Origin of the sequence: Pseudomonas sp. B7(2017), assembly GCF_002112745.1 — a bacterium.
Classification (GTDB): Bacteria; Pseudomonadota; Gammaproteobacteria; order Pseudomonadales; family Pseudomonadaceae; genus Aquipseudomonas; species Aquipseudomonas ekonensis.
In genome coordinates, this window is record NZ_NEIP01000011.1 from 115453 (window position 1) to 127086 (window position 11634).

Consider the following 11634-nt stretch of genomic DNA (forward strand, 5'->3'; position numbering starts at 1 on the left):
CGCCATCGCCAGCAGGCTGGCTCCCACAAGGGATCCGGGGCAGCCACAAATGCACTGCACACCCCAAAAACCTGTGGGAGCTAGCTTGCTAGCGATGAGGCCCGAACTGTCGGCATCTCTGTTGCCTGCTCCACCGCCATCGCCAGCAGGCTGGCTCCCACAAGGGATCCGGGGCAGCCACAAATGCACTGCACACCCCAAAAACCTGTGGGAGCTAGCTTGCTAGCGATGAGGCCCGAACTGTCGGCATCTCTGTTGCCTGCTCCACCGCCATCGCCAGCAGGCTGGCTCCCACAAGGGATCCGGGGCAGCCACAAATGCACTGCACACCCCAAAAACCTGTGGGAGCTAGCTTGCTAGCGATGAGGCCCGAACTGTCGGCATCTCTGTTGCCTGCTCCACCGCCATCGCCAGCAGGCTGGCTCCCACAAGGGATCCGGGGCAGCCACAAATGCCCTGCACACCCCAAAACCTGTGGGAGCCAGCCTGCTGGCGATGAGGCCGGCACTGCCGACATCTACGATGCCGGCAGTGCGCGAATGAACGGTGACGCGCAGGTCAGGCCTGGTTCTGCTTGGCCTTCAGGTTGCGCGCATACCACGGCCGCTGCGGCACGCGCCGGAACAGTTCGGCGAGCTTCTTCTCGTCTTCGCCGAAGGTGATGCGCAGCGCCAGTTTCATGGTCTCCGGATCCATCTCCACCGACTTGCCCACCTGCAGCCCCGGCGTGGTGCTGCAGCCATGGGTGGTCGGCCCCAGCCACGGATCGGCCACCTCGACCCAACGCCCTTGCGCAAACCACTGCACACCGTTGACCTCAAGCCGCTCGACCTGGCCCGGATGGAAGCGCTCATGAGCCCGGAACCAATCCTCGACGCGGTCGTCGATCCAGCCGTGGAAATGCCAGAACACCGGGTTCACATGGGAAGAGAACGGATCGCCGAGGAAGTCGTTCTCCGGCGCGAACCAGCGGGCGGCGAAGTCGTCCAGGTCCCGGGCCAGCGGCACCGGCTGACCGTTGGACGGATCCCGCGGCACCGAGGCCCAGCGCATGTGCAGCCAGTCGTGCAGGCCCAGTTCCATCTCCGAGCCCAACTGGCCCAGGGTCAGCTTCGACAGGTACTGCGGATCGCGGTACTGCGATTCCCAGACCTCGAAATTGCTCTGGTACGTCTCGGCCGTCTTGATGTCGCTGACCCACTGGCTGTACTCGTCATCGCCTTCGGCCAGCCAGGTCGGCGGCAGCGCGGTGCCGTCGTGGTTGTCGAAGTAGCGGGCGAAGCCCTGGCGGTCACGCACCAGCTCCGGCTGCGGCAGCGGGAAGAATGCCCAAGACGGCAAATCCTGCATGGAGCGGGCCGTGCCGAGCATGTGCCGGTGCATGAAGAAGAAGTCGATCCCCGAGCCGTTGCGGTCCTTGCGGGTTCCGCGGGCGTCACGCTCGCGGTCACGCGGCCCGGGCTGCCAGCCGAGGCCGCGCAGGGCGTTGCGCTTGTCCTCGGACAAGGTGTGCCACTTGTCCCGGGTCGCATGCCAGACCTGATGGAACAGGCGATGCTCGGGCGACACCAGCCAGGCCAGCAGCGTCGGGTTCAGCGGCGTGCGCTGGCGCGCCTCCGGGAACAGGCACTTGACCGCGATGAAGCGGTGATCCTGGGCCGGCAGCGCCAGCGAACGGTCCAGCCGCTGCACCGTGCCGCTGAGGCTGCCGCTGCCGGCATTGCCGAAATCGGCCCAGACCTCGTCGAGCACCATGTTCAGTTCATAGTCGACTCGCCCGCCCGCGCCGATCAGGCGCCAGCTGAGCATCGAGGCGTCGGCCCCGGCCAGGTCGCCGAGAATTCGGTAACGGGGTGTTTCATCCGAGCGCAGACGCTCCGGCGTGTCGAGAAAGCCGCACACGCCCCGGCCTTTCTGGCCGATGTCCAGAAACACTTCGAGCCCCTTGGGCGGCAACCCTTCGAGGCCGGCGTCGGCCCCCGTGAAACGGATCTTCCAGACCCCGCGCAGCGCATTGGCCAGACGCTGCCCGGCCACGTCGGCCACGTCGAACGACGCCTCGCCGGGGGTGACCGTCGGATCCGGCTTCGTCCATTCGCGATGCCCGAAATAGGCCGCCGGTACGGCAGCGCCGGTCAGCGCCAGGCCTGCCATGAACCATCGTCGAGAAATTCTCATTGCCCTACCTGTGTCAGCCTTGAAGCAGGCCTTATCCCAGCAAGAACGTTTGCTGCGCGGACAAATTTACGGTGCGCGCGCGAATGGGCCGCCGCACCTCCCCCCCTGTGGGAGCGAGCCTGCTCGCGATGGCGATGCATCAGCCACCTCGATGTCACCGACAGACCCTCATCGCGAGCAGGCTCGCTCCCATAAGGACCACCGCGCCGGGCACTTCGCCGGCCGGCCTAAATTCCGTCGCCGACCGCTCGTTCTTCCCAGATAGCGAAGGCCTCTGCGCCTGCATCCCGACAGCGAACCTGACTGAGACGGCAATGACAAAACCACGTTCGAAAAAGGCTCTTTTCATCGGCCTGCCGCTGGCCCTGGCGGTTGCCGCCGGCGCCGGCTTCGCGGTCTGGGACACTTTCTTCAAGGACAATCCCGGCTACCCGCACAAAGTGATGCAACAGGCCGAGGCGCTGCACGAGCACATGCTGTCGTTCGACAGCCACATCACCATCACCCAGGGCTTCGGCACCACCGGCAACGAGATCGACAAGGACGGCAGCGAGCAGTTCGACCTGGTCAAGGCCAACCGCGGGCGGCTGTCGGGCGCGGCGCTGACCATCTTCGGCTGGCCGGAGATCTGGAACGGCGCCAACGCCCCGCACCGCCCCACCGCCGGCTTCGTCGACGAGGCGCGCAACCAGCAGGAAATCCGCTACAAGATCATTTCCGGCATGGTGCGCGACTTCCCCAACCAGGTCGGCATCGCCTACACCGCCAACGATTTCCGCCGCCTGCACGGCGAAGGCAAGTTCGCGATCTTCATCAGCATGCTCAACGCCTACCCGCTGGGCCACGACCTGAACCAGCTGGACCTGTGGACCGCCCGCGGCATGCGCATGTTCGGCTTCAGCTACATCGGCAACAACGACTGGGCCGACTCCTCGCGGCCGCTGCCGTTCTTCAACGACTCGCCCGACGCCCTCGACGGCCTCTCGGACCTGGGCAAGCAGGCGGTCAAGCGCCTGAACGACCTGGGCGTGATCATCGACGTCTCGCAAATGTCCACCAAGGCCCTGGAACAGGTCGCCCAACTGAGCCGTACGCCGCTGGTGGCGTCGCACTCGGCGCCGCGGGCCATGGTCGACATTCCGCGCAACCTCAGCGACAAGGAACTGCAACTGATCAAGAACAGCGGCGGCGTGGTGCAGATCGTCGGCTTCTCGCAGTACCTGCGCCCGCTGACCCAGCAGACCCAGGACAAGCTCAACGAACTGCGCAAGCGCTTCGACCTGCCGCCGCTGCCGAACCTGGCCGTGGCCCTGATGCCGGGCGACCCGATCATCGCCGCGTGGCCCGAACAACGCTTCGGCGAGTACGCCGGCCAGCTCTACGCGATCCTCGAAGAGGAACCCAAGGCCAGCCTCAAGGATCTGGGCGACGCCATCGACTACACCGTGCGCAAGATCGGCATCGACCACGTCGGCATCAGTTCCGACTTCAACGAGGGCGGCGGCGTCAAAGGCTGGGAGAACGTCGGCGAGATCCGCAACGTGACCGCCGAACTGCTGTCGCGCGGCTACTCCGAGGCGGACATCGCCAAACTGTGGGGCGGCAACTTCCTGCGGGTGTGGGATCAGGTCGAGAAATCCGCCAGGCCTGCGCTGGCCCAGAACCGGGAAGCCGCCAAGCCATGAGCAACCGTCGCGAATTCCTGAAACAGGCCGGGCTGCTGGCCGCCGCACTGCCGCTGGGCGCCGGCCTGCCGGAACTGGCCGCCGCTGCCCAGTCGCCGGCATCGGCACCGACATTGGGTGACAAGTGGACGCAGTTGCGGCAGCTGTTCGACCAGGATCCGGATTACCTGCACTTCTCCAACTTTCTGGTGACCACCCACCCGCGCCCGGTGCGCGATGCCATCGCCCTGCACCGGGCGGCGATCGACAAGAACCCCGGCCTGTCGATGGACTGGGACCTGGGCGTCACCGAGCAGCGCGAGGAAGAAGTCCGTGCCTGGGCCGGCAAGTACGTGCAGGCCGACGCCCGGCAGATCGCCCTGACCGGCAGCACCACCCAGGGGCTGGCGATGATCTACGGCGGCGTGCGGGTGCGCGCCGACCAGGAGATCCTCACCACCGAACACGAGCATTACGCCACCCACACCATCCTTGAGCTGCGCACCGAGCGCGAAGGCACCCGGGTGCGCAAGATCCGCCTGTTCGACGACCCGCAGAAAATCGACAAGGCACAGCTGCTGGCCACCATCGACCGCAGCATCCGCCCCGAAACCCGCGTGCTGGGCATGTGCTGGGTGCACTCGGGCAGCGGCGTGAAACTGCCGCTGCCCGACATCGGCGCCCTCGTCGACAAGCACAACCGTGGCCGCAGCGAGGCCGACCGCATCGTTTACGTGGTGGACGGCGTGCACGGCTTCGGCGTGGAAGACCTGAGCTTCCCGGCGATGAACTGCGACTTCTTCATCGCCGGCACCCACAAGTGGATGTTCGGCCCGCGCGGCACCGGGATCGTGGTCAGCCGCACGCCGGAGGTGAAGTACGTCACCCCGATCATTCCGACGTTTTCCGAAGCCGAGCATTTCTCCACCACCATGACCCCCGGCGGCTTCCACGCCTTCGAGCACCGCTGGGCCTTGAGCGAGGCGTTCAAGCTGCACCTGCGGCTGGGCAAGGCCGATGTGCAGGCGCGCATCCACGCCCTCAACAGCTACCTCAAGCAACGCCTGCTGCAGCGGCCGCAGATCGAACTGGTCACGCCGCTGAGCCCGGCGTTCTCCGCCGGCTTCACCTTCTTCCGGGTCAAGGGCAAGGACAGCGACAAGGTCGCCGCGCACCTGATGGCCAACCGGGTGGTGGCCGACGCCGTGCACCGTGACGTGGGCCCGGTGATCCGCACCGCGCCGGGGCTGCTCAACGACGAGGCGCAGATCGACCGCCTGCTGGCCGTGCTCGACCGGGCCCTGTGACCCCGCCCTTCCCGCTTCCTTTTGGCGATTTCCTTTTTTGAGAGGCATGAAATGAACCGCGAACCGCGACGTTTTTCCCTGAAGGCCCTGCCGGCCCTGGCGCTGACCGCCCTGGCCGCCGCCCTCCTGCCGGGCGCCGCCCAAGCCGCCACCCCGCCGGCGCCGGGCAAGGTGTTCAAGGACTGCAAGGACTGCCCGGAAATGGTCGTGCTGCCCACCGGCACTTTCACCATGGGCACCCCGGACGATGAGGTCGGCCGCGAACCCGACGAAGGCCCGATGCACGAGGTGACGTTCGCCAAGCCGCTGGCCATCAGCCGCTTCCAGGTGCTCAAGGGCGAATGGTTCGCCTACCTCCAAGAGACCGGCTACCGCATGCCCGACGGCGACGACCGCCCGGGCCGCGCATGCAAGGCCGGGATTCCGGACTACGCAGGCAGCGACCCGCGCAAGCAGTACACCGACCGCCACCCGGCGGTGTGCATGGACTTCGCCGAGGCCAACGCCTACGTGGCGTGGCTGTCGAAGAAGACCGGCAAGCAGTACCGCCTGGTCAGCGAGTCCCTGCGCGAATACGCCGCCCGCGGCGGCACCGCAGGACCGTTCCCGTTCCCGTTCGATGAAGGCAAGGAATACAGCATCGCCAAGCACGCCAACACCTACGGCGCGGCGGACGGCTACAACTTCACCGCCCCGGCCGGCAGCTTCCCGGCCAACGCCTTCGGCGTGTACGACATGCACGGCAACGTCTACGAGTGGACCGCCGACTGCTACAACGAGAACTACGTCGGCGCGCCGAACGACGGCAGCGCCTGGCAGACCGGCAAGTGCGAGTTCAAGCGCATCCGCGGCAACGACTGGGGCGAAGCGCCGGTGTTCTCCCGCTCCGGCAACCGCAACGCGCTGGTGCCGACCGAGCGCGGCGACTGGATCGGCTTCCGCGTCGCCCGGGACCTGTGAGCCCGCAGCACCGCTAAATTAACCCTCTCTCCAGTCGTTCTACAGGTGGGCGCGATCCGTTGCGGCGCGCCCCCGCCCTCTTCTACGTCACCCAGGCGAAGCCGCCACCGCTGTCGGCCTTCGCCGCTTTTTCAAGCAGGGAACCTCCATGAGCAAACCAACACGCGGGGTGATCAATGAATTGTTCGCCCTGCTCAAACCCTTTCGGCTGATCGTCGCCGGCTCGATCCTGCTCGGCATGGTCGGTGGCCTGAGCGTCACCGCCCTGCTGGCGACGATCAACGGCGCCCTGCACGACGAAGGCGGCCTGACCAGCACCGTGGTCGCCGCCTTCGCCGGCCTGTGCCTGCTGGCGCTGGCCAGCTCGATCTTCTCCGACATCGGCACCAACTTCGTCGGCCAGCACATCATCGCCAAGCTGCGCAAAGAGCTGGGCGAAAAGGTGCTGTCGGCGCCCATCGAGCAGATCGAACGCTACCGCAGCCATCGCCTGATCCCGGTGCTGACCCACGACGTCGACACCATCAGCGACTTCGCCTTCGCCTTCGCGCCGCTGGCCATTTCCCTGACCGTCACCCTCGGCTGCATGGGCTACCTGGCGATGCTGTCGTGGCCGATGTTCCTGTTGATGGCGGCGGCGATCCTGATCGGCACCGTCATCCAGTACATCGCCCGCGGGCGCGGCATGCAGGGCTTCATGAAGGCCCGCGACCACGAGGACGAGCTGCAGAAGCACTACAACGCCGTCGCCGAAGGCGCCAAGGAACTGCGCATCCACCGCCCGCGCCGGCACCGCATGTTCGTTTCCGGCATCAAGGCCACCGCCGACCGCATCTGCGACACCCAGGTGCGCTCGGTAAACATCTTCGTGGTCGCCAAGACCCTGGGCTCGATGCTGTTCTTCGTGGTGATCGGCCTGGCGCTGGCCCTGCAATCGCTGTGGCCGAGCGCCGACAAGGCCGTGATGAGCGGCTTCGTGCTGGTGCTGCTGTACATGAAAGGCCCGCTGGAGCACATCATCGGCACCTTGCCGATCGTCAGCCGCGCGCAGATCGCGTTCCGCCGCATCGCCGAACTGTCCGAGCAGTTCTCCTCGCCGGAGCCGCACCTGCTGCTCAGCGACCAAGGCAACCGCAAGACGCCGGTGCACAGCCTGGAGCTGTCCGACGTGTCGTACAGCTTCCCCACCGTGGAAGGCGCCGCGCCGTTCCGCCTGGGCCCCGTGAACCTGAAGATCGAACAGGGCGACATCATCTTCATCGTCGGCGAGAACGGCTGCGGCAAGACCACGCTGATCAAGCTGCTGCTGGGCCTGTACGCGCCGCAGCAAGGCGAGATCCGCCTCAACGGCCAACCGGTCACCGCCCTCACCCGCGACGACTACCGCCAACTGTTCACCACCATCTTCGCCGACTACTACCTGTTCGACGATGTGGTGCAGGGCGACACGCACATTCCCGACGACGCCAACAAATACCTGCAGCGCCTGGAGATCGCCCACAAGGTCAGCGTGCGCGACGGCTCGTTCACCACCACCGACCTGTCCACCGGCCAGCGCAAGCGCCTGGCGCTGATCAACGCCTGGCTCGAAGAGCGTCCGGTGCTGGTGTTCGACGAGTGGGCCGCCGACCAGGACCCGACCTTCCGCCGGATCTTCTACACGGAACTGCTGCCGGACCTGAAGCGCCTGGGCAAGACCATCATCGTCATCTCCCACGACGACCGTTACTTCGACATCGCCGACCAACTGGTGCGCATGAACGCCGGCAAAGTGGTCACCGAGCCGCAACCCGCCTGACTGTGAAACATTCGTAAAAAAAGTGCGTTGAGCCTTTCCGGTTTTCCGGAGGCTCAACGTCTTACTTACAGTTAATAGAAATAGTTCTCAGTCAACACTTTGAAGAGTAGAAGAACAATGCCCGCACCGCACGGACTCCACCCGCTCGCCAAGGCTCTGCTGATCCGCCGCTCCTTCCGCCCGACGCTTCCGGCACTTTGCGCGCTGGCCATGACCCTGCCGATGGCCGGCATGGCCCAGGCCGCCGCCGTGGCGATCGACATTCCTGCCCAGTCGCTGGGGAGCGCCTTGCAGGAATTCGGCCGCCAGACCAACCTGCAAGTGCTCTACAGCCCGGACGAAGTCAGTGGCCTGCGCAGCACCGCCGTCAGCGGCAACCTGGAACCGACCGCCGCCATGGCGCAACTGCTGCAAGGCACGGACATCGCCTACAGCGTCCAGGGCAACAGCGTCGCGTTGCGCGTGCGCAGCAGCGGCGCCAGCCTGGACCTGGCGCCGACCAGCATCACCGCCGTACAGGAATCGGCCTGGGGCCCGGTCGACGGGATCGTGGCCAAGCGCAGCGCCACCGGCACCAAGACCGACACTCCGCTCAACGAGATCCCGCAGACCATCAACGTCGTCACCCAGGACGAAATCAAGATGCGCGGCTCGCAGTCGGTCACCGAGGCCCTGCGCTACACCGCGGGCATGACCGGCGGCGGCTTCTCCGACCGGGTGAAGATCTTCGACGAACCGACCTCCCGCGGCTTCTCGCCGACCCCGCTGTACCTCGACGGCCTGCACCTGCCCTACGGCGGCGGCAGCACCGGCGGCTCGCTGCAGATCGACCCGTACACCCTGGAGCGCATCGAAGTGCTCAAGGGCCCGGCGTCGGTGCTGTACGGCCAGAACCAGCCCGGCGGCATCGTCAACATGGTCGGCAAGCGCCCGACCGCCACGCCGCTGCACGAAGTGATCATCGGCGGCGGCAGCTATGACCGCAAATACGGCGCCTTCGACCTCGGCGGCCCGATCGACGACCAGGGCGAGTTCCTCTACCGCCTCACCGGCGTGATCAACGACAGCAACTCGCAGATCGACCACGCCGACCAGAACCGCATGCTGCTCGCGCCGAGCCTGACCTGGCTGCCGAACGACAGCACCAGCCTCACCGTCTACGGCCAGTACCAGAAAGACCGCGACACCCCCGAGGCGCAAGGCCTGCCGGCCGACGGCACCGTGCACCGCAGCGCGAACGGCCGCATCAGCCGCAGCCTGTTCCTCGGCGAGCCGGGCCTGAACAAGTACGACCGCGAGCAGTTCGTGGTCGGCTACGAGCTGGCCCACGAGCTCAACGACGTCTGGACCCTCAAGCAGAACGCCCGCTACGCCGACCTCAACGACCGCTACGTCGCGCCGCTGCACGGCTACTCGTTCCTGCCCAACCCCAACACCGGCATCAATGACGGCAGCTACCAGACCCGCTACGGCGTGGACTGGGCCCAGCACAACACGGTCTACGGCATCGATAACATCGCCCAGGCCAAGTTCAAGACCGGCGACGTGGACCACACCCTGCTGCTGGGCGTGGACTACTACCACTTCAACTCCAAGTTCCTCGGCCGCTACGACCGCACCGGCCCCGCCATCGACCTGTACAACCCGGTCTACGGCAGCCAGTTCAACTTCCGCCAGCCGTACAAGTGGGACAACACCGTCAAGCAGACCGGCCTGTACACCCAGGACCAGATGCGCTGGAACCAGTGGTTCCTGACCCTGGGCGGCCGCTACGACTGGGCCGAGACCATCAACAAGGAACCGCTGGGCGGCAACCGTTCCAACATCAAGGACGAGAAGTTCACCGGCCGCGCCGGCTTCGGCTACGAATTCGAGAACGGCATGACGCCGTACGTGAGCTACGCCGAGTCGTTCCTGCCGCAGACCGGCGCCGACCTCAACGGCCGCGGGTTCGAACCGACCGAGGGCAAGCAGTACGAAGTCGGCATCAAGTACGAGCCGAAGTCCATCGACGGCTTCATCCAGCTGTCGGCGTACCAGATCGACCAGAACAACATGCTCACCAACGACCTGCTCAACCCTGGCTTCAGCATCCAGAGCGGTTCGGTGCGTTCGCGCGGCGTTGAGCTGGAAGGCAAGGTCAACGTGACCCAGAACGTGCGCGTGCTGGCGTCCGTGTCGCGCAACCAGATCAAATGGCGCAGCGTGAACGACGGCCGCGAAGGCCGCACCCTGGCCATGAGCCCGCCGCTGACCGCGTCGGCCTGGATCAACTACGACTTCGACCTCTCCACCTCGCTGGCCGGTCTGGGCATGGGCCTGGGCACCCGCTACGTGCGCAGCAGCTACGGCTCGGACTACGAAGAGGACTCCTTCCAGATCCCGTCGTACACCGTGTATGACGCCATGGTCTCCTACGACCTGGAAAAATCGCCGCTGCACATCAAAGGCGTGAAAGTGAAGATGAACCTGGAAAACCTCACCGACGAGAAATACGTCGCCAGCTGCAACAGCACGCTGGACTGCTACTACGGCGAAGGCCGCACCATGACCGCCGACGTGACCTACAACTGGTAACACGCCCCGCGTCATGCAAAACGCCGGCATCTGCCGGCGTTTTGCTGTCTGCGATTCCACCGGCCACAAAAGCCCCGCCCACAAAAAAGGCCGCTGTCAGCGGCCTTCTCCGTCCCTCAACATGCAGCCTACAGGCCGAATACCGCCCTCAACCGCTCGGCGATGTGCTGCTGCGCCTCTTCGGCCTCATCGACGATCGCGCCCATGCGCATGAAGTCGTGGGTCATGCCCTCGTAGACCTTCAGCTCCACCGCCACCCCCGCCGCCTGCAGATGACGGGCATACGCCACGCCCTCGTCGTGCAGCGGATCGCATTCGGCCAACACCAGCAGCACCGGCGCCACCTGCGCCGACGGCTCGCCCAAAAGCGGCGAGAAGCGCGGGTCGAGGCGGTCTTCGGCGCTGCGCTGGTAATGGCTGTAGAACCACTCCAGGGACGCCTTCTCCAGCAGATAGCCCTCGGCGTAACGCTCGATGGTCGGCGTGCTGCGGCTGGCGTCGGTGACCGGATAGATCAGCACCTGCAACAGGGGCCGCACCGGCGCCTGGGTCAGTTGCGCGGCCAGCACCGTCGCCAGGCTGCCGCCGACGCTGTCGCCGGCGATCGCCAGGCGGGCGGTGTCGATGCCCAGGTCCTGGGCGCTGCCCACCAGCCAGTCCCAGGCGTCCCGCGCATCGTCGGCGGCGGTCGGGAAACGGACCGCCGGCGCCAGCCGGTAAGCCACCGACAGCACCACGCAACCGGCCATCGACGCCAATGCCCGGCACAGCGAGTCATGGGAATCGAGACTGCCGACCACGTAGCCGCCGCCATGGAAGTACAGCAGCGCCGGGCGCTTGGCCCCAGGCTGTAGCGGTTGGTCGCTGTAGATCCGCGCATCCAGCAGCGCGCCGTCGCGCACCGGCAAGCGCAGCTCGTCGACGACGGCGAGGTCTTCGCCGCCGGCGTCCATCAGCAGCGACGATTGATCGAACTGCTCACGGGCCTGCTCCGGGGTCAGCTCATGCATGCCCACGCGCTTGCCGCTGGCCCGGCCGTTGCCGACCAGTTGCAGGAACGCGGCGATATCAGGATTCAACGACATTCAATTCTCCAAACCGAACGGGCGCCATGGGCGCCCGTTCGGTGTTTCCGGTTTCAGGACAGGTT

The 11634-nt window shown here is 66.1% G+C and carries 7 protein-coding genes; 5 read left to right on the forward strand and 2 right to left on the reverse strand.

What is annotated here, in order from left to right:
- Positions 1 to 558: 558 nt before the first annotated feature.
- Complete coding sequence (locus CAG29_RS20265; protein ID WP_085695039.1) at positions 559 to 2178, reverse strand: PvdJ/PvdD/PvdP-like protein; 1620 nt, start codon at positions 2176 to 2178, stop codon at positions 559 to 561.
- A gap of 314 nt (positions 2179 to 2492) precedes the next feature.
- Between CAG29_RS20265 and pvdM the strand changes: the two genes are divergently transcribed.
- The 5 genes from pvdM (at position 2493) to CAG29_RS20290 (ending at position 10484) form a co-directional block, all read left to right on the forward strand.
- Positions 2493 to 3863: a pyoverdine-tailoring dipeptidase-like protein PvdM gene (gene pvdM, locus CAG29_RS20270; RefSeq protein WP_085695040.1), complete on the forward strand. Its 1371-nt coding sequence runs from the start codon at positions 2493 to 2495 to the stop codon at positions 3861 to 3863.
- Complete coding sequence (locus tag CAG29_RS20275; protein WP_085695041.1) at positions 3860 to 5149, forward strand: aminotransferase class V-fold PLP-dependent enzyme; 1290 nt, start codon at positions 3860 to 3862, stop codon at positions 5147 to 5149. The genes pvdM and CAG29_RS20275 overlap by 4 nt, the downstream gene beginning before the upstream one ends.
- Positions 5150 to 5200: 51 nt before the next feature.
- Positions 5201 to 6109 carry a formylglycine-generating enzyme family protein gene (locus CAG29_RS20280; RefSeq protein WP_085577535.1) on the forward strand — a complete coding sequence of 303 codons (909 nt, stop codon included), beginning with the start codon at positions 5201 to 5203 and terminating at the stop codon, positions 6107 to 6109.
- 148 nt (positions 6110 to 6257) lie between these two features.
- Positions 6258 to 7907 carry a cyclic peptide export ABC transporter gene (locus CAG29_RS20285; protein WP_085638143.1) on the forward strand — a complete coding sequence of 550 codons (1650 nt, stop codon included), beginning with the start codon at positions 6258 to 6260 and terminating at the stop codon, positions 7905 to 7907.
- Between the two features lie 117 nt (positions 7908 to 8024).
- Positions 8025 to 10484 (forward strand): TonB-dependent siderophore receptor, encoded by a 2460-nt coding sequence (locus CAG29_RS20290; RefSeq protein ID WP_085695042.1) that lies wholly within the window; start codon positions 8025 to 8027, stop codon positions 10482 to 10484.
- 128 nt (positions 10485 to 10612) lie between these two features.
- Here the strand turns inward: CAG29_RS20290 and CAG29_RS20295 are convergent, their stop codons facing one another.
- Positions 10613 to 11569, reverse strand: coding sequence for an alpha/beta hydrolase (locus CAG29_RS20295; RefSeq protein WP_085695043.1), 957 nt, complete (start codon positions 11567 to 11569; stop codon positions 10613 to 10615).
- Positions 11570 to 11634 lie beyond the last annotated feature (65 nt).